The sequence below is a fragment of the Flavobacterium sp. B167r genome (assembly GCF_056824315.1).
In genome coordinates this window covers 5,337,824-5,361,542 of record NZ_CP124859.1, presented here as the reverse complement: position 1 = coordinate 5,361,542, position 23,719 = coordinate 5,337,824, and the positions used below count along the sequence as shown (strand labels likewise).

Annotated in this window: 22 protein-coding genes and 1 pseudogene; 14 read left to right on the top strand and 9 right to left on the bottom strand. The window is 31.5% G+C overall.

The window, feature by feature from the left end; genetic code table 11:
- Nucleotides 1-2: 2 nt before the first annotated feature.
- From QLQ96_RS23370 to QLQ96_RS23360, 3 genes are read left to right on the top strand one after another with little or no spacing between them, the layout of a single operon-like run.
- Nucleotides 3-692, top strand: coding sequence for an aspartyl/asparaginyl beta-hydroxylase domain-containing protein (locus QLQ96_RS23370; RefSeq protein WP_482493559.1), 690 nt, complete (start codon nucleotides 3-5; stop codon nucleotides 690-692).
- Nucleotide 693: 1 nt separating this feature from the next.
- A complete protein-coding gene (locus QLQ96_RS23365) occupies nucleotides 694-1,662 on the top strand; it encodes a sulfotransferase family protein (protein WP_482493557.1) in 969 nt (322 codons plus the stop codon).
- 58 nt (nucleotides 1,663-1,720) lie between these two features.
- Nucleotides 1,721-2,383, top strand: a complete 663-nt coding sequence (locus tag QLQ96_RS23360) for a TrmH family RNA methyltransferase (protein ID WP_482493555.1) — start codon at nucleotides 1,721-1,723, stop codon at nucleotides 2,381-2,383.
- A 77-nt stretch (nucleotides 2,384-2,460) separates the two neighbouring features.
- On the opposite strand, the gene secA is transcribed toward QLQ96_RS23360, so the two are convergent.
- The 4 genes from secA to QLQ96_RS23340 all read right to left on the bottom strand — a co-directional run bounded on the left by secA (nucleotide 2,461) and on the right by QLQ96_RS23340 (nucleotide 7,611).
- Nucleotides 2,461-5,802 carry a preprotein translocase subunit SecA gene (secA, locus tag QLQ96_RS23355; protein ID WP_482493554.1) on the bottom strand — a complete coding sequence of 1,114 codons (3,342 nt, stop codon included), beginning with the start codon at nucleotides 5,800-5,802 and terminating at the stop codon, nucleotides 2,461-2,463.
- Nucleotides 5,803-5,889: 87 nt separating this feature from the next.
- Nucleotides 5,890-6,111: a DUF2795 domain-containing protein gene (locus QLQ96_RS23350; protein ID WP_007138072.1), complete on the bottom strand. Its 222-nt coding sequence runs from the start codon at nucleotides 6,109-6,111 to the stop codon at nucleotides 5,890-5,892.
- Nucleotides 6,112-6,282: 171 nt separating this feature from the next.
- Nucleotides 6,283-6,852, bottom strand: coding sequence for a cob(I)yrinic acid a,c-diamide adenosyltransferase (locus QLQ96_RS23345; protein WP_095931074.1), 570 nt, complete (start codon nucleotides 6,850-6,852; stop codon nucleotides 6,283-6,285).
- 72 nt (nucleotides 6,853-6,924) lie between these two features.
- Nucleotides 6,925-7,611: an ABC transporter ATP-binding protein gene (locus tag QLQ96_RS23340; protein ID WP_482493553.1), complete on the bottom strand. Its 687-nt coding sequence runs from the start codon at nucleotides 7,609-7,611 to the stop codon at nucleotides 6,925-6,927.
- 293 nt (nucleotides 7,612-7,904) lie between these two features.
- Here QLQ96_RS23340 and QLQ96_RS23335 point away from each other — a divergent pair, with 293 nt between their 5' ends.
- A complete protein-coding gene (locus tag QLQ96_RS23335) occupies nucleotides 7,905-8,564 on the top strand; it encodes a hypothetical protein (RefSeq protein WP_482493552.1) in 660 nt (219 codons plus the stop codon).
- Nucleotides 8,565-8,621: 57 nt separating this feature from the next.
- Here the strand turns inward: QLQ96_RS23335 and QLQ96_RS23330 are convergent, their stop codons facing one another.
- From QLQ96_RS23330 to QLQ96_RS23310, 5 genes are all read right to left on the bottom strand, one after another.
- Complete coding sequence (locus QLQ96_RS23330; protein ID WP_482493551.1) at nucleotides 8,622-9,401, bottom strand: O-methyltransferase; 780 nt, start codon at nucleotides 9,399-9,401, stop codon at nucleotides 8,622-8,624.
- A 9-nt stretch (nucleotides 9,402-9,410) separates the two neighbouring features.
- A complete protein-coding gene (locus tag QLQ96_RS23325; protein WP_482493550.1) occupies nucleotides 9,411-9,887 on the bottom strand; it encodes an FKBP-type peptidyl-prolyl cis-trans isomerase in 477 nt (158 codons plus the stop codon).
- Nucleotides 9,888-9,984: 97 nt separating this feature from the next.
- Complete coding sequence (locus QLQ96_RS23320; RefSeq protein ID WP_482493548.1) at nucleotides 9,985-10,350, bottom strand: four helix bundle protein; 366 nt, start codon at nucleotides 10,348-10,350, stop codon at nucleotides 9,985-9,987.
- Between the two features lie 90 nt (nucleotides 10,351-10,440).
- Nucleotides 10,441-12,303: an ABC-F family ATP-binding cassette domain-containing protein gene (locus QLQ96_RS23315; RefSeq protein ID WP_482493546.1), complete on the bottom strand. Its 1,863-nt coding sequence runs from the start codon at nucleotides 12,301-12,303 to the stop codon at nucleotides 10,441-10,443.
- A 90-nt stretch (nucleotides 12,304-12,393) separates the two neighbouring features.
- Nucleotides 12,394-13,302 carry a T9SS C-terminal target domain-containing protein gene (locus QLQ96_RS23310; protein ID WP_482493544.1) on the bottom strand — a complete coding sequence of 303 codons (909 nt, stop codon included), beginning with the start codon at nucleotides 13,300-13,302 and terminating at the stop codon, nucleotides 12,394-12,396.
- 320 nt (nucleotides 13,303-13,622) lie between these two features.
- Between QLQ96_RS23310 and QLQ96_RS23305 the strand changes: the two genes are divergently transcribed.
- The 10 genes and pseudogenes from QLQ96_RS23305 (at nucleotide 13,623) to QLQ96_RS23260 (ending at nucleotide 23,713) form a co-directional block, all read left to right on the top strand.
- Nucleotides 13,623-14,045, top strand: coding sequence for an adenylyltransferase/cytidyltransferase family protein (locus QLQ96_RS23305; protein WP_482493542.1), 423 nt, complete (start codon nucleotides 13,623-13,625; stop codon nucleotides 14,043-14,045).
- Between the two features lie 55 nt (nucleotides 14,046-14,100).
- Nucleotides 14,101-15,033: a polysaccharide pyruvyl transferase family protein gene (locus QLQ96_RS23300; RefSeq protein ID WP_482493540.1), complete on the top strand. Its 933-nt coding sequence runs from the start codon at nucleotides 14,101-14,103 to the stop codon at nucleotides 15,031-15,033.
- 8 nt (nucleotides 15,034-15,041) lie between these two features.
- A complete protein-coding gene (locus QLQ96_RS23295; RefSeq protein ID WP_482493538.1) occupies nucleotides 15,042-16,475 on the top strand; it encodes a lipopolysaccharide biosynthesis protein in 1,434 nt (477 codons plus the stop codon).
- Nucleotides 16,476-16,484: 9 nt separating this feature from the next.
- A pseudogene (locus tag QLQ96_RS23290) lies at nucleotides 16,485-17,291 on the top strand (EpsG family protein).
- A 336-nt stretch (nucleotides 17,292-17,627) separates the two neighbouring features.
- Nucleotides 17,628-18,515 carry a glycosyltransferase family 2 protein gene (locus tag QLQ96_RS23285; protein ID WP_482493536.1) on the top strand — a complete coding sequence of 296 codons (888 nt, stop codon included), beginning with the start codon at nucleotides 17,628-17,630 and terminating at the stop codon, nucleotides 18,513-18,515.
- On the top strand, nucleotides 18,499-19,611 hold the full coding sequence (locus QLQ96_RS23280; RefSeq protein WP_482493534.1) for a glycosyltransferase family 4 protein: 1,113 nt from the start codon (nucleotides 18,499-18,501) through the stop codon (nucleotides 19,609-19,611). Before QLQ96_RS23285 ends, QLQ96_RS23280 begins: the two co-directional genes overlap by 17 nt.
- On the top strand, nucleotides 19,608-20,297 hold the full coding sequence (locus tag QLQ96_RS23275; protein ID WP_482493532.1) for an acyltransferase: 690 nt from the start codon (nucleotides 19,608-19,610) through the stop codon (nucleotides 20,295-20,297). The genes QLQ96_RS23280 and QLQ96_RS23275 overlap by 4 nt, the downstream gene beginning before the upstream one ends.
- Nucleotides 20,298-20,299: 2 nt before the next feature.
- A complete protein-coding gene (locus tag QLQ96_RS23270; protein ID WP_482493531.1) occupies nucleotides 20,300-21,397 on the top strand; it encodes a DUF1972 domain-containing protein in 1,098 nt (365 codons plus the stop codon).
- A 7-nt stretch (nucleotides 21,398-21,404) separates the two neighbouring features.
- Complete coding sequence (locus QLQ96_RS23265) at nucleotides 21,405-22,823, top strand: undecaprenyl-phosphate glucose phosphotransferase (RefSeq protein WP_482493530.1); 1,419 nt, start codon at nucleotides 21,405-21,407, stop codon at nucleotides 22,821-22,823.
- Between the two features lie 98 nt (nucleotides 22,824-22,921).
- A complete protein-coding gene (locus tag QLQ96_RS23260) occupies nucleotides 22,922-23,713 on the top strand; it encodes a polysaccharide biosynthesis/export family protein (RefSeq protein WP_482493528.1) in 792 nt (263 codons plus the stop codon).
- Nucleotides 23,714-23,719: the final 6 nt, after the last annotated feature.

The window sequence follows — 23,719 nt, the reverse complement described above, 5'->3', positions numbered from 1 at the left end:
TTATGAATGCTTCTTCTTGCCAACTTCCAATTTATTTTTCGATAGAAAAATTGCAAAATGATTTATTGACTTGCCAAACCAATTTGTGGACACCACATTTTAATACTTACCGATATGAAGGAAATTGGACCAGTGTTTCTTTGCGATCGCAATCGGGCTTAGAAAATGACATTCTTTCTTTTCCAGATAAAGAATACAAAAATACGCCTCTATTGGAAAGTTGTACTTACTTTAAAGAAATAGTGGATTGGTTTCAATGTGAAAAAGAAGCGGTTAGATTATTAAGACTTGGGCCAAACAGCGAAATTAAAGAGCATGTTGATAATGATACTTCGTATGAAGACGGTTTTTTCAGGATTCATGTTCCTATTATTACCAATTCGGAAGTTTATTTTTATGTAAATCATCAATTAGTTCCAATGAAAATGGGGGAGTGCTGGTATGCCAATTTTCAATTACCACATAGTGTGGAGAATAAAAGCTTAGAATCTAGAATTCACTTAACGATAGATTGCATAAGAAATGAATGGTCTGATGAATTGTTTTCTAAAATGGGTTTTGATGTGAATTATGTGCCGGAATATGAATATTCAGATGAAACGAAACGACAGATTATTGCAGAACTTTCTAAAAATCCGTCAGAAACAAATGCTAAAATTATTGCCGAACTTCAATCACAAATGAATTCATAAAATGGAAAATGTAAAAGAGCTTATTTCAAATTGGATTCCGATTAAATTGGTTGAAAAAGAGAACGAAATCTATTTCGAATGGATGTATTTCGCAGACATACCTTTTGCAGAACCTTTTTTTGAAGAAACAATTGTAAAATGTACAGGTCACAATTATAATTCGAAGGGATTTAAATTAATAAGCACGGCAGAAAATATTATTGATTGGTCTAAAGAATTAGATTCTGTCGAATTGAAAGGATTGGTTTTTCACGTATCAAGATGCGGATCTACAATGTTGAGTCAGTCTTTGGCAACTTCGCCAGAAAATATTATGGTTTCTGAAGCTCCAATTATAGATCAGATTTTAAGAAGTGATGCTTTTAATTCGGAAATAAAAACGGTTTTACTGAAATCAGTTTTGAGATTTTTAGGGCAGAAAAGATTTCCAGGACAAAAACATTTAATTATAAAATTAGATGCTTGGAGTATTTTTGAAGCTTCTTATTTGAGATCAGTTTTTCCTGAAATTCCTTTCGCTTTATTGTATAGAAATCCAGCAGAAGTTTTAAGATCGCATCAAAAAATGGCGGGAATGCATATGGTTCCTAATTTAATTCCGTCAAGTGTTTTCGGAATTACTTCTAAAGAAATAAATGAAGTAAGTTTTCAGCAGTATCAAGCTTTGGTTTTAGAAAAATATTTTCAAGGTTTTTTAGATTTTTATGAAAGAGATGAAAATATAATAATGCTTAATTATAATGACGGAATGAAAAATGTTATAGAACGATTTATAACTTTTATTGATATTAATTTTTCCGAACATGAATTAAATAAGATGTTGGAACGTCTTAAAAAACATTCTAAAAATGAAAATGCCGTTTTTACAGGAGATTCATATAAAGACGATGATTTGTCTGTGAATCTGGTTCAACTCAATGTTTTGCACGAAAAGCTGAATGCCATTTTTATTGAAGATTTAGCAGGTTGAAAAATCTTGTTGAAGCCTTCTTCTTTTATTTATTATTTTTGTGCCAAACATAAATGAAATGATTGATTTAGATTACCTCGCATTCTTAGAAAATATATTGACAGAAAATAGAAAAGCTAATTTTTTAAAAGTACTTGAAAATAGAACTAAGCATTTTACAGTTGCAGTAGAAGATGTTTTTCAGATGCACAATACAAGCGCAGTAATGCGTAGCTGTGAGGTTTTTGGAATTCAGGAATTAAATGTAATCGAGCAACGTTATGGAAAACGAATTGATAAGGAAATCGCGATGGGAGCCCAAAAATGGGTTGATATTAATCAATACGATTCAATTACGAATTGTGTTTCTACTTTAAAAAATCAAGGGTATCAGATTATTGCAACCACACCACATGAAAATGATTGTTTACTGGAAGATTTTGATATTACAAAGCCAAGCGCTTTATTTTTTGGTACAGAGCGTGATGGACTTTCACAGGAAATATTAGAAAAAGCAGATGGTTTCTTAAAAATTCCAATGGTTGGTTTTACCGAAAGTTTAAATATTTCTGTTTCGGCAGCTATTATTATTCAAAACTTAACCAACAGATTACGTAATTCAGATATTAAATGGCAATTATCTGAGGAAGAAATTTTAGAGAAACGTTTGCAATGGGCTAAAAGTTCAATTAAAGATATCAAAAGAATTGAAGCTCGTTATTTTGAGGATAATCCAAAATAAGGTTCTAAATTTTTTAGACTAAAAATCCCCGACTACATTAAGTAATCGGGGATTTATATTTAAGATTAGCTCTTTTATTAGTTAATCAGAATCCAAGTTCCAGCAGCAATTAAAGCTTCAGCTTTTTTGTACTTCATTGTTTCTGTATTTCCAGTCGCAACTTCTTGAACTACAACAGTATCGTTTCTGTTGATTTTTGGCATATCTCTAACGATAGTTTCAGTAACTTGACGTTGTTGCGTTTCTCCAGCCTCACGATTGATGCTTTCGCTGTTTGGAATTTCATCTTTACTCAATTGTAAGTTTTCTTTTTGACGAACTTCTCTTGCTTCGTGAATTTCAGGAACGTTTTGAGCAGGTAAATCACCTTTGAATAAGAATGAAATAACTTCTTTGTTAACGTTGTCCAACATTCCTCTAAACAAGTTGAAAGCTTCTAATTTGTAAATAAGCAATGGATCTTTTTGCTCGTGAACAGCCAATTGAACAGATTGTTTCAATTCGTCCATTTTACGCAAGTGTTTTTTCCAAGCTTCATCAACAATAGAAAGTGTGATGTTTTTCTCAAAATCAGCGATCAATTGAGCACCTTCGCTATCGTAAGCTTTTTTCAAGTCTGTTACAACATTCAAAGTTTTGATTCCGTCTGTAAATGGAACTACAATTCTTTCGAAATGGTTGTTTGGCTCTTCGTAAACCCCTTTGATAATTGGGAAAGCTTCTCTTGCGCTTCTTTCTGTTTTTTCAGTATAGAAAGCTAAAGCTTCTTTGTATACTTTTCCTGTAACTTCAATATCATTTAATCTTGTGAAATCGGCTTCAGAAATTGGAGACGTGATTCCGAAATAACGAATTAAATCAAATTCAAATCCTTTGAAATCATTAGCTACTTTGCTGTTGCTTACGATCAACTCGCAAGTATCATAAAGCATGTTTGCAATATCCAGTTTCAAACGCTCTCCAAACAATGCATGACGACGACGTTTGTAAACTACTTCACGTTGAGAGTTCATTACGTCATCATATTCTAATAAACGTTTACGAACACCAAAGTTGTTTTCTTCTACTTTTTTCTGAGCACGTTCGATAGATTTAGTCATCATAGAATGTTGGATAACTTCACCTTCTTTCAATCCCATTCTGTCCATTACTTTCGCAACTCTTTCAGAACCAAATAAACGCATCAAGTTATCTTCAAGAGAAACATAGAACTGAGAACTTCCTGGATCTCCTTGACGACCAGAACGACCACGTAACTGTCTGTCTACACGACGAGAATCGTGACGCTCAGTACCAACGATTGCTAAACCTCCGGCAGCTTTAACTTCTGGAGATAATTTAATATCGGTACCACGACCAGCCATGTTTGTTGCAATTGTTACAACTCCAGCTTTACCAGCTTCTTCAACGATTTGTGCCTCTTGCTTGTGCATTTTAGCATTCAATACGTTATGCGTGATTCCTCTCATTTTAAGCATACGGCTTAATAATTCTGAAATCTCTACAGAAGTTGTTCCAATCAATACTGGTCTTCCAGCTTGTGATAATTCAGTAACGTCTTCGATTACGGCATTGAATTTCTCACGAGTTGTTTTGTAGATATAATCTTCTTTATCAATTCTTGAAATTCCACGGTTTGTTGGAATTTCAACAACATCCAATTTATAAATCTGCCATAACTCTCCAGCTTCTGTAACCGCTGTACCTGTCATACCTCCTAATTTGTTGTACATTCTGAAGTAATTCTGTAATGTAACTGTAGCAAATGTTTGAGTAGCAGCTTCGATTTTTACGTTTTCTTTTGCTTCGATCGCTTGGTGAAGACCGTCAGAATAACGACGTCCGTCCATAATACGACCTGTTTGCTCATCGACAATCATAATTTTGTTGTCCATGATTACATACTCAACGTCTTTTTCAAATAAAGCGTACGCTTTTAAAAGTTGAGTAAGAGTGTGGATACGCTCGCTTTTTACACCAAAATCTTGGAATAATCTTTCTTTAGCTTCAGCTTCAGCGTCTTTGTCTAATTTTTGTTTTTCAATCGCAGCGATTTCTGTTCCGATGTCTGGTAAAACGAAGAAATCAGAATCAGTATCTCCAGAAAGGTATTTAATACCATTGTCTGTCAATTCGACTTGATTGTTTTTCTCTTCAATCACAAAATACAAAGCTTCGTCCACTTTGTGCATTTCGCGATTGTTATCTTGCATGTATTGATTTTCAGTTTTTTGAAGCAATTGTTTAATTCCTTCTTCACTTAAAAATTTAATTAATGCTTTATTTTTAGGTAAACTTCTGTAAGCTCTCAATAATTGGAAACCTCCATCTTTAGTATTACCTTCTTTGATTAATTTTTTAGCTTCAGCTAAGAAACCATTCGCTAACTGACGTTGTTGTGCAACTAAGTTTTCGATTTTTGGTTTCAATTCGTTGAATTCGTGACGATCTCCTTGAGGAACTGGTCCAGAAATGATAAGCGGCGTTCTAGCATCATCAATTAATACAGAATCGACCTCATCGACAATTGCATAATTGTGTTTTCTCTGAACTAAATCGCTTGGAGAATGCGCCATGTTATCTCTTAAGTAATCAAAACCAAACTCATTGTTAGTTCCGTAAGTGATATCAGCATCGTAAGCTTTCTTTCTTTGTTCTGTACTTGGTTGGTGATTATCGATACAATCAACAGATAAACCGTGGAATTCAAATAAAGGTGCTTTCCAAGTACTATCACGTTTTGCTAAGTAGTCATTCACTGTTACTAAGTGAACTCCGTTTCCTGTCAAAGCGTTTAAGTAAAGAGGAAGGGTAGCAACCAAAGTTTTACCTTCTCCCGTTTGCATTTCGGCAACTTTACCTTCGTGCAATACCATACCACCAATTAACTGAACATCATAGTGAATCATATCCCAAGTGATATCTTTTCCGGCAGCATTCCATTTGTTAGCCCAAATTGCTTTGTCTCCCTGGATTTCAATATATGATTTTGCTGCAGAAAATTCACGGTCTTTTGGCGTTGCAGTAACTTCAATATGAGAGTTTTCTTTAAAACGGCGAGCCGTTTCTTTTACTACAGAAAACGCTTCTGGAAGAATTTCCAATAAAGTTTTTTCAGAGATTTCATATGCTTCTTTTTCAAGAGCATCTATAGCATCATAAATATCTTCTCTTTTATCGATGTCTTCAATGTTTTCTACTTCCGCTTTAAGCGAAGCAATTTTAGCATCTTTATCAGCTCTAGCTTCTTTTATTTTATCTTTAAAAAAAACGGTTCTAGCTCTTAATTCGTCGTTTGATAGACTCATTAAGGGAGCTTCGAATGTTTTAATTTTGTTTAAGTAAGGCTGTAAAGCTTTGACATCTTTCTGCGACTTATCGCCGACAAAGACTTTAATAATACTGTTTATGAAACTCATGATTTATTGTATTTCTTTATTATATATATGTATTTGAACCAAAAAAAAAGCCTCTATGATGAGAGACTTTTTCCTTTGGTTTATTTTTTAATATTCATCCTCATTCCAAAGATAATCTTCGTCTGTTGGATAATCAGGCCAAATTTCTTCCATTGATTCATATATCTCGCCTTCATCTTCGATCGACTGAAGGTTTTCTACTACTTCTAATGGAGCACCAGCTCTAATAGCGTAGTCAATAAGTTCGTCTTTGTTAGCAGGCCATGGCGCATCACTTAAATAAGATGCTAATTCTAATGTCCAATACATCTGTTATCTGTTTAGTTTGTGCAAAAATAAATTTTTTACTGAAAAAGACAAGTAATTTTTGATTTATTTTAATAAAATTTAAGAACGTCTCTATTTATTGCGGATTTTAGATTGTTGATTTTAGATTTTCGACTTGTAATAATCTAAAATCTGAACCCTAAACTCTAAAATTTACTTCCTCGGAATCCATTTCACTTCTTCCGCTTTTAAGTCAGAGGACAACTTTCGTGCCAAGACAAAAAGGTAGTCAGAAAGTCGGTTTAAGTATGTAATTGCAATTTCTGGAACGTGCTCATTATGGCTTAAATGTACCGCCAAACGTTCTGCTCTGCGACAAATACAGCGTGCTATATGACAATGTGACACGGTAGGGTGACCTCCTGGCAAAACAAAATGAGTCATTGGCGGAAGACTTTCATCCATTTTATCTATTTCGTTTTCGAGTAATTCAATATCTGAGTCAATTATGCCAAGATTTTCTAAGCGAAGTTTTCCATTTTTTAAAACTTCTTTTTCTTGTGGAGTTGCCAAAATGGCACCAACAGTAAAAAGGCGGTCTTGAATTTCTATCAAAATGGTTTTATAATGCGAATCCATTTCCTGATCACGAATCAATCCAATATAAGAATTCAATTCGTCAACAGTTCCGTAACTGTCAATCCTAATATGATCTTTCGGTACGCGAGTTCCTCCAAAAAGAGCCGTTGTCCCTTTATCGCCTGTTTTAGTATATACTTTCATTTTATTGTAGATTGTAGATTTATGATTTTAGATTTAGAGAGTAACCTAAAATCTGAAATCAGAAATCTAAAATTATTTTCTCGTGTCGCTTTCAATTAAACCGTCTCTTAGACGAATTACGCGATGTGCGTATGCAGCAATATCTTCTTCGTGAGTTACTAGAATTACGGTATTTCCTTGCGCGTGAATATCTCCGAAAAGTTTCATGATTTCTACAGAAGTTTTACTGTCTAAGTTTCCAGTTGGTTCATCGGCCAAAATAATCGAAGGTTTGTTAACCAAAGCGCGTGCAACGGCAACACGCTGACGTTGTCCTCCAGAAAGCTGATTCGGTTGGTGATCCATTCTATCGGCTAGATTAACTTGTTTTAAAACTTCAGTTGCACGAGCAATTCTCTCCGATTTTCCGTAACCGGCGTAAATCATAGGTAAGGCAACATTATCTAAAGCGGTAGTTCTAGGCAAAAGATTGAAAGTCTGAAAAACAAAACCAATTTCTTTGTTTCTAATTTCGGCCAATTCATCATCTTTCATTTGGCTGACATCTTTTCCGTTCAAAACATAATGTCCAGAAGTTGGCGTGTCCAAACAGCCTAATAAATTCATTAATGTAGATTTACCAGATCCAGAAGGTCCCATTAAAGCAACATATTCGCCTTTCTGTATCTCCAGATTTATTCCTTTTAAAACATAAACCGTTTCATTTCCCAAAATAAAATTTCGTTTGATGTCAGTTATTTTAATTAATGGTTCAGCCATTTCGTTTTACAATTTTGGATTTAAAAGTACAAAAGACTTTTTAATAATAGTGATAAGTAGATGAGAATTGGATTTTGTTACAAAAAAGCTCTTATATAAATAAGGTATAAGAATAATATGATTCTATAATAAGAAATTATTATACTTTTTTGAATTTGTTTTGCATAATTAGCATTATTAGATGTGTTTTATATTTTTAAAATGTTTTTAATTTTAAAAACGTGATAATAATGTAATTTTTTTGAATTGGATGTTTAGTAAATTTGAATATCAATAATTAAATAATCAACATTATGAAAAATATCAAAATAGCTACAGGAATTGCAGTATTAGTATTAGGGTTAACATCTTGTAAAGATGAAAAACAAGAAAAAGCTCAAAAAACAGTAGAAAATTATGTGATCTATGTTGACTCTGTAAAAAATGTTGCAGCAGCTGACTTAAAAGACAATTGGCAAAGTGTAGAGGCTGAATACGACAGAAGATCTCAGGAAGCAGAGGCTGCGTTGGCTGATATTAAAGACAATTCTGCAGCAACAGAAAAAATAAATGCAAGTAAAGCAAAGTACGAGGAATTTAAAAATGAAATTACCGCCCAATTTGCCCCTCCAGCTCCTAGTCCAAAACAATCATTAAGAGATGCTTTGTTTGGTGCAGGAAAAATTGGTGATGATATGAGTTTTAACTGGGTAAATGCCCAAAATATTCATAGCGTTTATCAGCAGTTTGTTCATACTGTAGAAAATAATAAAGACAAATATTCTAGAGAAGACTGGGATGAAATTAAATTAATGTATGAAGCTCTTGACAGCCGTAAAAATACTGTTGAAAAAGAAGGTCTAACAGCTGAAGATAACAGAAAAATTGCTGGTTTGAAAGTGAAATTTGCTCCTATGTATAAAATTAACAGAATAGGCGCAAAAGCTGAAGAAAATAAAGAAGCTAAAAACTAAGATTTTTTAGATTTTGAATTAGTTAAAAAAAAGACGATCAGAAATGATCGTCTTTTTTTATGCTCGAATTATAAAATGTTCTTTCGGCTGTTCGTATCTAAAAAATACAAATCCCCATTGAAAAGTATCAATTGTGACTTTTACTTGAGGATGATTTTTGATCATTTCCCAAGCTTCTTCCATATCTTCTGACCAATGAATGTCGTCGAAAATCCAAACAGAATCATTGTCGATTGTTGGCAGTAAAAGGTCAAAATAAGCTAAAGTTGCTTTTTTAGAATGATTTCCATCAAAATATATGAGGTTGTAATTTGTGGCTTGAATATTCTCAGAAATTAAAAAAGATTCAAACTCAGCAATTACATTTTCAACATTATTGCAATCAAATTCAGCTAATTGATTTTGGGCAACATTTGCAGTATTAGGACAGCCTTCAATTGTAACTACTTTTGCCTTCGGATTTCCTAAAGCCATAGCAGAAGTTGCCAAACCAAGCGATGTTCCTATTTCTAAAATGGTTGAAGGCTGAAAATAATTCGTAACACGAAACAATAATTCTGCTCGTTTTGGCGAAATTCCAGCTGTTTGAGCAATTTTAGAAATTTGTCTTCTATTGGATTTAAAAACTCTTGAGCCTGCTCCAAAATCAGTCACTTCAATGAAGCTTTTGTTTTCTAAAAGCGATTTTCTATATTTTTTTAGAATTGCATATTCCGGTTTTGGTTTCTTATCATAAAAACATTTTGTCAATAAATTAAAAACAAACGGCGAATGAACCGCATGTTCGTTTTTAGAATGCCAAAGAAAGTTTAGATAAGATTTTATTTGAAAAAGCATCTAGAAATATTAGTTTACTTTAATCAATTTCACATCGAAAAGAAGTACAGAACCAGCAGGTATGCCAGGAATAGATGCGCTTCCGTAACCTAAATGAGCTGGTATTAAAAGTACTCCAGATCCACCTTCTTTAAAATAAGGAATTCCTTCTGTCCATCCTTTAATCACTTGATTTAAGCCAAATGAAATTCCTGCATCTTTGCTTTGATCGAAAACTTTTCCGTCTGTAAAATAACCTTTATAAGCAACAGTTACATTTGAAGTAGCTGTAGGTTTAGCGCCATCGCCTGGGGCATTAATAATATAATAAAGGCCTGATTCGGTTTTAGTTGCAGTCAAATTATTTTTCGTTAAATAATCTGTGATTTCTTTATCATTTTCTGCCGTATAATCTTTTGGCGGAGTGGTTGGTGTTGTATCTTTTTCTGTATTGTTACAAGAGATAAATAATGTTAAAGTAAATACTGCGGCTAGTAATTTTTTCATTTGTGATGTTATTGTAAAATTAAAAATATAGTTAAGTAGTTTTGTCTCAGTCTCAGTCTCGGTTTTCAGTTTTGTTGGATCGTATGATTTTATTTTTCTAATTGCATCCAAATTTATTCGGATTGTTAATCATATAATTTATCAGTCTTCCAATTTCAAGACTTTTCATATTTAATCTGTCAAAAGTCTCTATGCTAATATATTCACACTTTAATGAAAATTCAAGCCATGTGTTTGTTTCTGAATTTTCGGCATCACTATCTGTTAATTTGCTAATAAAGTGATTTGTATATCTTCTTTTTCGATAAGATTCTGCAATATTTGCTGCAACACTTCTCGACGATCGGCGTATTTGATCTGTAAGCGAATATTTTTCTTCTTTAGGAAAAGCTTTTGATAATTCGAAAATCTCCATAGCAAGTTCAAATGACTTTTTATATGCTAATAATTCTTTATAGTCCATAATTGATTTTTTTCAAAATTAATTAAAAATAAAGAATTTTCTTTCAAAATATAAAAACTGAAAACCGCGACTGAGACTGAAAACTTAAAATTATCCTTCTATTTTTGCAGAAAGCTCAAACCAGCGTTCTTCTTTAGCGTCAATTTTATTGATGATATTTTGAAGTTCATTTGCTTTTTTCTCAATATCAGCGTCGGCTACTTTTCCGTCAGAGAATAATTGTTCGATTTTAACTTTTTCAGCTTCAAGATCTTTAATTTCTCTTTCTATTTTTTGATATTCTTTTTGTTCATTAAAACTTAAATTTCCTGTCGGATTATTTTGTTTCCAATCTTTCTTTTCGGCTTTGTTTTCTTCTTTTTGAGCAACATCGGCACTATCTTCGTAAGCTCTGAAATCTGAATAATTTCCTGGGAAATTTTCGATTTCGCCTTGTCCTCTGAAAACAAATAAATGATCCACAATTTTATCCATAAAATAACGGTCGTGCGAAACTACCAACAGACACCCTGGATAATCTAAAAGAAAACTTTCTAAAACGTTCAAAGTCACAATATCCAAATCGTTTGTTGGCTCATCGAGAATCAAGAAATTCGGATTCTGAATTAAAACGGTACACAAATACAAACGTTTTAATTCTCCACCGCTTAATTTTTCGACATAATCGTATTGTTTTTTAGCATCAAAAAGAAAGCGCTCTAATAATTGTGAAGCAGAAATAATCTTTCCTTTTGTAAGCGGAATATATTCTCCGTATTCTTTAATAATATCAATTACGCGTTGTCCCGGTTTTGGGTTAATTCCAGATTGCGTGTAGTAACCAATTTTTATGGTATCTCCTTTAACAACGCGTCCGCTGTCTGGCGGAATTGTTCCTGTCAAAAGATTTAAGAAAGTCGATTTTCCGGTTCCATTTTTACCAATAATTCCGATTCTTTCTCCACGTTGGAAATCAAAACTGAAATTATCCAGAATAACTTTGTCTTTAAATTTTTTAGAAAGTTTGTGAAGCTCAATAATTTTGCTTCCCATTCGTTCCATATTAATTTCAAGCTCGACTTTATTTTCTTTACGTCTGCTTTGTGCTTTTTCTTTAATAATATAAAAATCATCCTGACGCGATTTAGACTTGGTTGTTCTCGCTTTTGGTTGGCGGCGCATCCATTCTAATTCTTTTACAAAAAGGTTTTTAGCCTTATCAACACTAGCATTTTCAGATGTAATTCTTTCTTCTTTTTTCTGCAAATAATAAGAATAATTTCCTTTGTATTGGTATAATTTTCCGTTGTCTAGTTCAATGATTTCATTACAAACGCGTTCCAAAAAGAAACGGTCGTGCGTAACCATAAACAAAGTGATGTTTTCTTTTGCAAAATAACTTTCAAGCCATTCGATCATTTCAAGATCTAAGTGGTTGGTTGGCTCATCCAAAATCAACAAATCTGGGCGATTGATTAGAATTATAGCTAACGAAAGGCGTTTTTTCTGTCCTCCAGAAAGATTTTTTACTTTAAGTTTAAAGTCTTCCAACTTTAATTTGAACAAAATCTGTTTGTACTGCGTTTCAAAATCCCACGCATTATGCTGGTCCATTCCGTCGAAAGCTTTTTGGTAAGCTTCTTCGTCAGAAGGATTTTCTAAAGCTTTTTCATAAGCTTCAATAACTTTAAGTGTTTCGTTATCCGAAGCAAAAATACTTTCTTCGATTGTAAGTTCATCCTGAAGATTATTGTCTTGAGATAGAAATGCCATTCTGATTCCTTTTCTTAAAACAACTTGTCCAGTATCTGGCTCATCCAAACCATTAATAATGCTCATTATGGTTGTTTTTCCAGAACCATTTTTTGCAATAAAAGCGATTTTTTGATCTTTATTGATTCCAAAAGAAATGTTGTCAAAAAGGACTCTTTCGCCAAATGACTTCGATATATTTTCTACAGATAAGTAATTCACTTTGTAATTATAAGTTATAAATTATGAGTTATGTATGTTTTCTAAAACATAACTTTCTGCAAAAGTAAACTATTATCTTGCATTTGCGAATTATTTGTGGAGATACGAACTTAGAACAGAGCTCAAATCTAAATAATGAATTTGTTGTGGAGTGTTTAGAATAGGTTTTCGAACCAAAGATTCATTCGTAATAAAATAATGAAGTCCGTCTTTTGTTGCAATTCCTTCTACTTGATGAAAAGGAAGTTTTAAATCGATTCGTTTTTTATTTCCAGACAAAAAGTCCTGATTTTTAAAATCGTAAAGCAGGTATAAAAAAGGTTTTCCTACTTTGGTATAACCACACAAAGCAATTAGTTTTTTATCTTCCAAATAAGTTGCGCCCGTAACCAAACCTTTTGTGTCCAATGTCGATTTTAACTTGGCAACCTGAGATCCAGGTTCTTTTGAAAGTGAATAAATAATAGTTTTAGATGATTTCCATTGTTTAGAAAAAAGAAAGATGCTGTCTTTAGAAACTATAAAAGCTTCGCAGTCAAAATCGGTTTTGTTTGGTTTTGAAGGCGAAAAATCAGTTTGATCGGAATAAGTAAATGAAATTATTTCAATTTTTGGATTTTCTTCTAAAAATGAGCTTTTTTCAATTTTAAGAATTTTCAAATCCGTTCGATTTCCAGAATAATTATTGCCAAAATCTCCAATATATATGTGTGTGCTGTCCTGCGAGATTTCTTCCCAATCATGATTGATGGTTTGAGGAAGGATTATTTTCTTTTTGATTTTTCCTAAAGAATCCAATCCGTAAATGGCGGTGTCGTGGTCGTCGTTATGTGTCCAAAGTAAATCATTAAAATAGATTAAACCAGATGTTTCTTTAATAGAATCGCTTAGACGAATTGAGTACACAGGTTTTACTTTTTTTAAATTGTAATTATAACTGCTTTTATTTTGACTTGTTGCAATATTAAAAATTAACAAAAAAACAACTGCATATTTCATTTTGACCTTATTTCATTTTTGTGCTATAAAAATAGGTCTAATTCCTTAGAAATAGGTTGGTTTCATGCTATTGCAGACCATTTTGTCATCTTTTGGCAAATAGGAAAAATAAGTTGAAGAGGTTTTTAAATATTAATATAAGACATTTCCTTCAATTTCACTCTTTACTAATAGTTTGTTGTTTTAGTTTTGCAAAAAAAGAGAGATTATTCTTTCTTTTTTAATCTAATCAATTTTGTAATTGTTTAAGCGCTGTTTTTAGTCTGGCTCATGTGAGTTAGAATAGCGGAGCTGTGCTTAGAATAGAGGTTTAATTTAAGATGATAGTAGGAATAACTTTTAGTGCTTTTGATTTACTGCATGCTGGTCATATAAAAATGTTGGAGGAAGCAAAAGCAGAATGCGATTATTTAATTGTTGGCTTGCAAACGGATCCAACATTAGATAGACCTGAAAAAAATAGTCCAACACAAACTGTGGTCGAGAGATACATTCAGCTTAAAGGTTGCAAGTTTGTTGATGAAATTATTCCATACGCAACAGAAGTTGATTTGGAGGATATTTTGAGATCGTACAAAATTGATGTTCGTATTCTTGGAGACGAATATGAAGACAAGAATTTTACAGGAAGAGAATATTGTGAAAAGAAAGGAATTAGATTGTGCTTTAATAGGCGTGATCATCGTTTTTCAAGCAGCGGCTTAAGAAAGGAAGTTGCTGTTAAGGAGTTGGGAAGAGTTTAAATATTTTATCACTTAATAAGCTCAAAACAAATAATAATAAAATTTAAAGTTATTTATGAAGTCATATCTCTATGCAAATTTTACCGACTCGTCGATAAATTATGGAAACTATATTATTGATTTTGCTACAAAAGAATTTTTAAAAAAGCAGATTAGCTCAATAATTCATTTTACAGAATATGATTCTTTTGAAGATATGATTCCGCAAGGAGATTTTGATGGATTATTCATTCCTGGGTGTACCATGTTAACACCAGGAGAAAATAGCTCATTAAGTAACTTAAATCAAATAAGTTTTAAATCTTTTTGTCTAGCGGGTTCCCTGTGGTATTCAAAAGTTGATAAGAGTTTTTTAATTAAAAAAAGGCTTATAAAATACGCAAAGGGTGAAATGCCTAGCTTTTCAATTGCTCAAAATTTGAGTGGCATAATTGGGAGTAGAGATTCGTATACCTATAATATCTTAAAAAAGAATGGTTTTAATACGTTATACACTGGTTGTCCAACATTGTTTCTAGATAAATCTGATGTTACGGATAATAATTATGTTTTGTTCTCTTTTGGAAGAGGGGACTATTACAAACAAGTCTCAATTGGTAATTCAATAAGTGAAAAATATCGAGTAATTGGAATTTGCCATGAAGATGGTGATATGGAACGACTTATTGCTTCAGGTTGGAAGAACCCAATAGTTACTTACCATGATGATATAGAATTGTACTTGTCTTATTTTAAAAATGCTTCATATGTAATATCTGGAAGATTGCATGGAATTTTACCGTCGATTGCTTTTGGTAAAAGGTGTATGTACTTTGGAACAAATGATACCAGAACAACTATTTTACATGATATTGGAGTTCCCATTTACAGCTTAAGTGATTTAAAAAACTTCAAAGATCTATGTTGTGTCTTTGAAAACCAGAATTTATTTGGTTTTTTTAAAACTAATATGGTAAAAGTGGCTCATAGCATATTCGATAAAGAGTAGAGTTTGGTATGAATAATTTTAAACGCTTAGGGAAAAATACATTTCTTGTTTTTTTAGGAAATGCCGGAAGCAAACTTATTGGGTTTTTGATGATACCTTTCTACACTAAGTGGCTTTCGGTAGAAGAGTTTGGAACATCAGATAATATTACAATTTATGTTGGTCTTTTGTTAACCATTGTAACTTTAAGTATTTCAGATGCCATATTTGTTTTTCCTAAAGATCAGTATAAAGAAAAGCAGAAAGAATATTTAACTTCAGGTTTTTTATACTCAATCCTTTTATTAATTGTTACAGGAGGTGTTTTGTATATTATCAAGGAAATATTGTTTTTTTTTAATATGCTTCAGAGTATAGTTTTTAATGTAGGTTATATTTATTTATTAATTATATCACTCTTTTTTCAAACTTTCTTTCAGCAGTTTTCTCAAAGTCTTGGTAAAATAAAAGTATATGCGATAACAGGAATTGTTTTGACTTTATCTACTGCTTTTTTTTCATTCATTTTTATTCCTAAATATGGGCTCGAGGGTTTTTTTACAGCACAGATATTTTCTCTTCTAATAGCCGCAATCTACTCCGTAATTGGATCTGGTTCATATAAATATTTTTCAAGAAAATCTATTAATAGCAATAGATATCGTGAAATGATTAAATACTCTGTACCATTAATTCCAAATGCAATAATGTGGTGGTTAGTTGCATCATTGAATAGACCATTAATGGAAGAATATATAGGTATTTATGCTATCGGAATTTTTGCTGTAGCAAATAAAATACCGTCATTAATTAATGTTCTGTTTTCTGTATTTATGGTTTCTTGGCAAATTTCAGTTATTGAAGAATATAAAAAAGCAGATTTTGAGAAATTTTATAATAAAGTCCTAAAGTCAGTTTTTACTTTTTTAGCATTGTTTGTAATTATACTAAGTGTTTTTGGCCGACCATTAATTCAATTTATAATCGATCCTAAATTTATAGTAGCATACAAATACATTCCAATTCTTTGTTGTTCAGTTTTGTTTTCATCGGTTTCAAGTTTTGTTGGAGCCAATTTTTCGGCTTCCAGAAAGAGTAAATATTTTTTTTATTCAAGCATTTTTGGAGCTGCGGTAGCTTTAATCTTTAATTTTCTATTGATTCCTGTTTTTGGTTTGTACGGAGTTGTAATTGCAATATTATTATCTCATTTCGCCATGATGTTATCGAGAATTGTTTACTCATGGAAAGTGGTAAAAATAACAGATGTTTTATATTATATTTTACTAGTATCAATATGTTTGAGTATAGTATTAAGTCTAACATTTATTGAAAAAACAAAGGTTACTACGACTATAGTATTGGTGGGACTTGTATCATTTATTTTTCTAGCAAAAAAAGAATTCATCAAAGACTTTATGATATTAAAAAAGCTCTTTAATAAAGTGAAAATATCTAATTAATAGTCATTCATGGCAGATCTAAGTTCTTATATATTTTATATTTTTTTCTTAATGATTACTCTTTTTTTTTCAAAGAATGTGATCTTAAAAAGAATGGATGCCAACAGTATTACTCATATTGATTTTGTAAAACCTGAAATCTGGATTTTTATAGGTCTTTATACTTTCTGTGTTGGTATGAGATATAATGTTGGTAAAGATTACATTGGATACACTGAATGGTTTAGAGAACTCAGACTCACTGGACATTTTCCTGTGGATAATGATTTTGGTTTTATTTGCTTAAATCAGATTCTTGTGGCATTGAATTTTGAAAGTTATAGCTTGTTTATTGTACTGGCATTTTTGCAAATTATCTTTTTGCTGTTATTCATCAATACAGTTCCTTTTTTAAAGTCGTGATATTTCTATTTTTTCTTTACAAGCTTGCTTTTTTTTGTAAGCATGAATGCCATGAGGCAAACTCTTGCATTTTTGATATTCATGTATTGCATTCAGCTATTTAATCAAAAAAGGTATTATCGACTTATTTTATTGGGTTCTTTAGCATTGTCAATTCATAAAACAGTAATTCTAATCCTTTTTTTGTTGCCGTTTTTAAAGTTTGAATGGTTTAAAAACATAAAGATTCAAGTCATAATCCTTTTTTTGTCAGTGACTATATTGCCTATTTTTTTTTCAAATATTTTGGATTTTGTATCACCATTGATCAATTTATTAGGTTATAGCTATTACGTTGAAAATTTAGATTTTATGAAAGAAATCACCGATGATACTAAAGCGGGTGAAGGTTTTTCTATATATCTGTTTTTTTAATTGATTTGGTAATTATTCTTTTTTACAACAAATTAAAAGTAGTATACAGTCAGTATAATTTTATACAATTCTATAATCTTTTTTTTATCGGTGTAATTCTTTCTAGAATTTTTTCGGACAATTTTATTTTAGCACGAATCGCTGATTACTTCATATATTTTAGAGTTTTGATTTTGGCATTTTTAATGTTTTACATTTTTAATCTTATGAAAAATGAACATGAAAAAATAATAAAACTTCTCGGGATATTAATCATTTTAGGAATGTTCTTTTTCTATTGTAAAGCAATTTATAACAACGCAGCAGGTATTGCCCCTTTTCAATTTTATTTTAATCATGATTAAATATAGTATCATAGTTTGTACTTACAACAGATATCTTTTTTTATGTGAGACCATTTCATCTATTCTGAATGTTTTAAAAGAGCGAAATGATTTTGAGTTGCTAATTATAGATAATAATTCGTTAGACGAAACACCCTCCTTAAAAGAAAAGTATTTAGGAAATGGCAACGTAAAGTATTTTCTCGAAACTCATCAAGGACTTTCTCATGCCAGAAATAGAGGAATTAAAGAATCCTCAGGAAGTATATTGATTTATCTTGATGACGATATTGAAATTGCAGATGATTATTTTACGATCTGTGATGAAATATTCCTAAACGAGTTTATATCTATAAGTGGTGGCAAGGTAATTCCGCATAAAGTTAGCATCCCACATTGGTTGCCGCAAAAATATTACTTCTTAGTAAGTGTATACGATCTTGGTAATGACCCTAAATACGTAAAATATTTAATGGGTGGAAATTTTGCTATACGAAGACATGTTGCTTTAAAAATTGGTTTTTATGATGTCAATTTAGGAAGAAATGAGAAAAAACTTGCTGGTGGAGAAGAAATCGATTACCAAAATCGTGCATTCGAAATGGGGTATAAGATGTATTATGATCCCCAACAAAATATTCTTCACAAAATAAATGAGAAACTAAACAAGACTTATGTTCTGTCATATGCAAAAGAGTTGGGAATTTCAGAAAGAATTATAGATCAATCAACTTCAATTGCCAGAGTCGCAAAAAAAATATTTAAATCTTATCTGGCAATAATTGGCTCAGCTTTATTTAAACCTTTTTTGAAGGATGAAAAGAGAATTACTTATTTGAGAATAATTAATGAATATGGAAAAGGATATATCGAGAAAAAGGAAAATGCGAATAGGAATTGATGCCAAATGGTATTTTAATGGGCCAGCGAGTGGAAAGATGGTTATTCAGAATTTGGTCAATGAGATTTGTAAAATTGATAGTGAAAATTTTGTTTTTTATATCATTCTTGATCAAAAATATAAAGGATTTTTCCTTGATGTTGAGAGTTCTAATGTTATTATAACTTATGTTTGGAATGGAAATAATCTTTTGTCAAATGTTTTTGCCATTCCATTTATAGCAAAGAGAAACAAACTGGATGTTGTTTTATATCAAACATCAGTTTCATGTTTTGGTGGCCATAAGAAAATTGCTTACATACACGATTTAATTTATATTTCTCATCCTCAGTATTACACTTTACTCGAACGCCTTTATTTAAAACCGCTAAAATTTCTTTCTAAATTTTCAGATTTTATCATTACGGTTTCAGATTTTGAAAAATTTCGTTTTCAGCAATTAAAATTCTCAAATAAAGACGTTAAGGTTCTTCATCATGGTTTTGATCCAAAATTTAAAACGATAGACAGATTTGATTCGATTTCATTACAGGAAACTATTAACCGGCTAAACTTGCCAGATCGGTTTGTTTTGTATGTCGGAAGAATAAATACCAGAAAAAATGTGCCATCATTAATAAATGCATTTTCTATGCTCAATGAGGACATTAAACTTGTTTTGGTTGGCAATAAAGAATGGAAAACAGATGCAATTGATCCACTAATTTCAAAACTTAATTTAGCTGATAAGATAATTCAAACAGGGCCTTTGTATGGAGATGAGTTAGCGATGGTTTATGCATTAAGTACCGTGTTTTGTTTTCCTTCTTTTGAAGAAAGTTTTGGGTTGCCGCCTTTAGAAGCAATGGCTTCTGGTATTCCAGTTGTTGTTTCAAATTCTTCATCGTTACCCGAGGTTTGCAATACAGCCGCAATATATGTCAATGCTAATGCGCCAAGAGAAATAGCAAATGCCATTTCAAATTTATTGTCAGATAAAGACTTGTACAATAAACATCAACGGCTGTCTACTGAGCGAGCTAGAAACTTTTCTTGGAAAAAAACTGCAAAAAACTTGATAGAAATTTTAGAACTCAAGTATATCGATAAAGCATGATTAATACAATAATTCAGAAGCTTAAAAAAAACGAAAGTTATTCTATAGATCCTGAACTAACATTTATTGATACTTCTATCATTGTCAAACAGAAGCTATTTCAAATTCTTAGAGGTAGTCTGATAAAACCTTTTTTTAAAAATAGCAAAGGGTTGATTTTCAAAGGTAAAAATGTAAAAGTCCGGCATTTAAGCAAGATGTCGTGTGGAAGCAATTTTATTATTGAAGACAATGTATATATAAATGCGTTGTCAAAATCAGGTATCAATTTAGGATCAAATGTTACCATTCAGAGAGACTCTATTTTAGTTTGCACGGGTGTGATAAGAAGATTGGGAATCGGTATAAAGATAGGGGATAATGTAGGTATAAATGCAAGGGCTTATTTAGGAGGGCAGGGAGGAATTGAAATAGGAAAAGATGTCATAATTGGTCCAGATGTGAAGATTTTTAGTGAAAATCACAATTTCAATAGAACCGATTTAGAAATTAAGAATCAAGGAGAGAGTAGAAAAGGAGTAAAAATTGGCAATGATTGCTGGATTGGATCGGGAGCCATAATTCTTGACGGAGTAACTATAGATGAAGGATGCGTTGTTGCGGCAGGTAGTGTGGTAACAAAATCTTTCCCAGCCTTTGTTGTTGTCGGAGGGGTTCCTGCAAAAATCATTAGAAAAAGAAATTAGAAATGAAAATCGCAATTATAGGAACAAGAGGAATTCCTAACAATTATGGAGGTTTTGAACAATGTGCAGAGTATTTGGCCGAAGGATTAATAAAAAGAGGTTTTGAAGTTATTGTTTACAATTCTCATAATCATCCTTATAAAGAAAAAGAATGGAATGGTGTACAAATTGTACACTGCTATGATCCCGAAGATAAGTTAGGAATCGCTGGTCAGTTTATTTATGATTTAAATTGTATTCTAGATGTAAGGAAACGTAATTGTGATATCATTTTGCAATTAGGCTACACAAGTAGTTCTGTTTGGGGATGGCTAATGCCTAAAAAAGCCTTAGTCACAACCAATATGGACGGACTAGAATGGAAAAGGACAAAGTATTCTGCATGGGTTAAAAAATTTCTTCGTTACGCAGAATCATTAGGAGTAAAATATAGTGATCATCTAATTTCAGATTCTATAGGTATTAGAAGTTATTTAAAAAATAAATATGGTGTTGATTCAACTTACATTGCGTATGGAGCAACGGTTTTTGAAAAAAATGACATTAATGTATTGATAGACTTTAAACTAGAGCCTCAGAAGTATGATATGCTTATAGCTCGATTAGAGCCTGAGAATAGTATAGAAATCATTTTAGATGGCGTGGTTTCAGCAAATCTTTCTCGTCCGTTTTTAGTGATCGGAAATTATAAAACATCATATGGAAATTATTTAAAAGAAAAATATAAACACTACAAACAAATTCAGTTTGTAGGTGGCATTTACGATATTAATACTTTGAATAATCTTCGATATTATTCAAATATTTATTTTCATGGACATACCGTTGGAGGTACTAATCCATCACTGCTTGAAGCTATGGCATCTAATAGTTTGATTTGCGCAAACGACAATGATTTTAATCGATCAATTCTAGAAAATGATGCAGTTTATTTCAATAATAAATTTATGGTAGCAAAATACTTAGAATCTTTGAATTGCGAGGATGAGAAATTTCAGTTAATGCTACTTGAAAATAAAAAGAAAATTTTAAATGTATTTGATTGGGAGATTATAATTGATCAATATGCAAAACATTTTAATGACATAAAAATAGTTTAAAATTGTTATGAAAATTTTACAAAAGCTCTCGGATTATAGTTTTTCGCGATACTTCCAGATTTTGTTCATTCTCTCGGATATGGTTTTGTTAAATACCGCAATTGTCGTTTCTATATTATTTAAGTTTGAAAGTTTTAATCGATTTTTTTTAAAAGAAACAGAGACAATATCTTTATTGGCTAATTTAATCTGGCTTGGGCTTCTATTATATAAAGATTCTTATAGAATTATAAGAGTAGAAACCATCGAATCGATTTTAATAAGAACAATGAAGAAATTTGTTATTCACGCGGCTATTATAGCAATTTTTGTTGTTTTTCTAAAGTATTCTGATATTTCTAGGCTTCAGTTATTTTATTTTTATCTGTTTTACTTTTTATTGCTGATGATCTCACGATCTTTTTCGATGATTGTTTTAAAATATATCAGAACTAAGGGATACAATTTTAGAAATGTAATTATTGTTGGAGCCAATGAGACAGGTAAAAGCATGTGTAAAACGCTTGCTAAGAACTTAACATACGGTTATAGATTTTTAGGCTTCTTTGATGAAAAACAAAATATATCTGATTCTGTTTCCGGAAATATTTTAGGCGGATTTGACGACATTCAAAATTTTATTAGCCAACAACATGTAGATGAGATGTATGTTGCATTACATATAGATGATGTTGATGTTATCAATAAACTTATTCATATATGTGAATATCATATGGTTCGAATAAAGTTTATTCCAGATTTTCAATTGTACACAAAGTCAAGTAAGGTTGAGATTTCTTTTTATGATAATACACCTGTATTAATGTTCAGAAGAGAGCCTTTAGAAAATACGGCAAACCGATTATTTAAGAAGTTTTTTGATGTTTGTTTTTCGGCAATGGTAATCTTTTTAATATTTCCATGGTTATTTCCTATAATTTGTGCAATTATAAAAACAGAATCGCCTGGGCCAATATTTTTTAAACAAGAAAGATCAGGTAGAGATAACAAAGCATTTGCATGTTACAAATTTAGAAGTATGTATGTAAATAATTTTTCCGATCGTATTCAGGCTCACAAAGGTGATAGTCGTATAACGAGATTTGGTGCCTTTATGCGAAAAACGAGTATTGACGAATTGCCACAATTTTTTAATGTGTTTTTGGGGAACATGTCAGTAGTGGGGCCACGTCCTCATATGTTGTGTCATACCAAAGAATATACAGAATTAATCAATAATTATTTAGTTCGTCACTATGCTAAACCTGGTATCACAGGTTGGGCTCAAGTTAATGGTTATCGTGGCGAAACCAAAAAACTTATGGATATGGAAAACAGGGTAGAATGTGATATTTGGTATATAGAAAACTGGAGCTTACTATTAGATATCAAAATAATTCTTAAAACGGTTTTCAATATTTTTAAGGGAGAAAAAAATGCTTACTAATTCTTCTTTTTCAAATTAAAAATCCTTTATATTTTTTTAATGTTCTGTAAAACAATGTTTTCGTTTTATAGATGCATTATGTTTTAAATTTAGTTACAATGAAATACTACTTTAGTTTTTTTATAAAAACAGCATGCTCTTTAGCTATTATATTTTTGCTTTTTTCTTGTGCTTCAAAGCAAAATATTGTTTATTATCAAAACATTGATACTCTAAACAATCGTCAAAGTACAAATTCTTACGAAGTTAAAATTCAGCCGGATGATTTGTTAATGATAATTGTTTCGGCAGAAGATTCTGAAGCAGTTTCTCCATTTAATCTCAAAACTTATAGTGTCTCGAGTAACAGTAAACTAGATGTTGCGCGTGGCCAGGAAACAATTCAGACCTATCTGGTAGATAAAAATGGGAATATAGACTTTCCTATATTGGGAAAAATAAAAATTGGAGGATTAACCCGTACTGATGCCTTGCAATTATTGCAAACTAAAATTAGTATATATATTAAGAATCCTATTATTAATCTTCGCATAACAAATTTTAAAATTTCATTGCAAGGCGAAGTTAATTTGCCAGGAACTTATTCTATCACATCAGAAAGAGTCACATTGGTTGAAGCTTTAAGTATGGCAAAAGATTTGACGATTTATGGCAAACGAAATAATATTTTGATTATTAGAGAAGCCAATGGTGAGAAATTATTTAACAGGGTAGACATCACCAAATCGGATTTTATTAATTCACCATTTTATTATTTAGCTCAAAATGATGTGGTTTATGTTGAACCTAATAAAACAAGAGTCAATTCTTCGGCTGTTGGGCCAAATACTTCAGTAATAATATCGGCGGTTTCTATTTTAGTGTCGCTTGCTGTTCTAATCTTTAAATAAATTAAA

Excerpts from the sequence above, each read along its gene's own strand:
- QLQ96_RS23360 (WP_482493555.1), top strand. The coding sequence starts at position 1,721 with ATGATTGATTTAGATTACCTCGCATTCTTAGAAAATATATTGACAGAA.
- QLQ96_RS23280 (WP_482493534.1), top strand. The coding sequence starts at position 18,499 with ATGCGAATAGGAATTGATGCCAAATGGTATTTTAATGGGCCAGCGAGT.
- QLQ96_RS23335 (WP_482493552.1), top strand. The coding sequence starts at position 7,905 with ATGAAAAATATCAAAATAGCTACAGGAATTGCAGTATTAGTATTAGGG.
- QLQ96_RS23270 (WP_482493531.1), top strand. The coding sequence starts at position 20,300 with ATGAAAATCGCAATTATAGGAACAAGAGGAATTCCTAACAATTATGGA.
- QLQ96_RS23265 (WP_482493530.1), top strand. The coding sequence starts at position 21,405 with ATGAAAATTTTACAAAAGCTCTCGGATTATAGTTTTTCGCGATACTTC.
- QLQ96_RS23330 (WP_482493551.1), bottom strand. The coding sequence starts at position 9,401 with ATGCTTTTTCAAATAAAATCTTATCTAAACTTTCTTTGGCATTCTAAA.
- QLQ96_RS23325 (WP_482493550.1), bottom strand. The coding sequence starts at position 9,887 with ATGAAAAAATTACTAGCCGCAGTATTTACTTTAACATTATTTATCTCT.
- QLQ96_RS23365 (WP_482493557.1), top strand. The coding sequence starts at position 694 with ATGGAAAATGTAAAAGAGCTTATTTCAAATTGGATTCCGATTAAATTG.
- QLQ96_RS23300 (WP_482493540.1), top strand. The coding sequence starts at position 14,101 with ATGAAGTCATATCTCTATGCAAATTTTACCGACTCGTCGATAAATTAT.
- QLQ96_RS23295 (WP_482493538.1), top strand. The coding sequence starts at position 15,042 with ATGAATAATTTTAAACGCTTAGGGAAAAATACATTTCTTGTTTTTTTA.
- QLQ96_RS23305 (WP_482493542.1), top strand. The coding sequence starts at position 13,623 with ATGATAGTAGGAATAACTTTTAGTGCTTTTGATTTACTGCATGCTGGT.
- QLQ96_RS23310 (WP_482493544.1), bottom strand. The coding sequence starts at position 13,302 with ATGAAATATGCAGTTGTTTTTTTGTTAATTTTTAATATTGCAACAAGT.
- QLQ96_RS23345 (WP_095931074.1), bottom strand. The coding sequence starts at position 6,852 with ATGAAAGTATATACTAAAACAGGCGATAAAGGGACAACGGCTCTTTTT.
- QLQ96_RS23275 (WP_482493532.1), top strand. The coding sequence starts at position 19,608 with ATGATTAATACAATAATTCAGAAGCTTAAAAAAAACGAAAGTTATTCT.
- QLQ96_RS23320 (WP_482493548.1), bottom strand. The coding sequence starts at position 10,350 with ATGGACTATAAAGAATTATTAGCATATAAAAAGTCATTTGAACTTGCT.
- QLQ96_RS23260 (WP_482493528.1), top strand. The coding sequence starts at position 22,922 with ATGAAATACTACTTTAGTTTTTTTATAAAAACAGCATGCTCTTTAGCT.
- QLQ96_RS23350 (WP_007138072.1), bottom strand. The coding sequence starts at position 6,111 with ATGTATTGGACATTAGAATTAGCATCTTATTTAAGTGATGCGCCATGG.
- QLQ96_RS23285 (WP_482493536.1), top strand. The coding sequence starts at position 17,628 with ATGATTAAATATAGTATCATAGTTTGTACTTACAACAGATATCTTTTT.
- QLQ96_RS23370 (WP_482493559.1), top strand. The coding sequence starts at position 3 with ATGAATGCTTCTTCTTGCCAACTTCCAATTTATTTTTCGATAGAAAAA.
- QLQ96_RS23340 (WP_482493553.1), bottom strand. The coding sequence starts at position 7,611 with ATGGCTGAACCATTAATTAAAATAACTGACATCAAACGAAATTTTATT.
- secA (WP_482493554.1), bottom strand. The coding sequence starts at position 5,802 with ATGAGTTTCATAAACAGTATTATTAAAGTCTTTGTCGGCGATAAGTCG.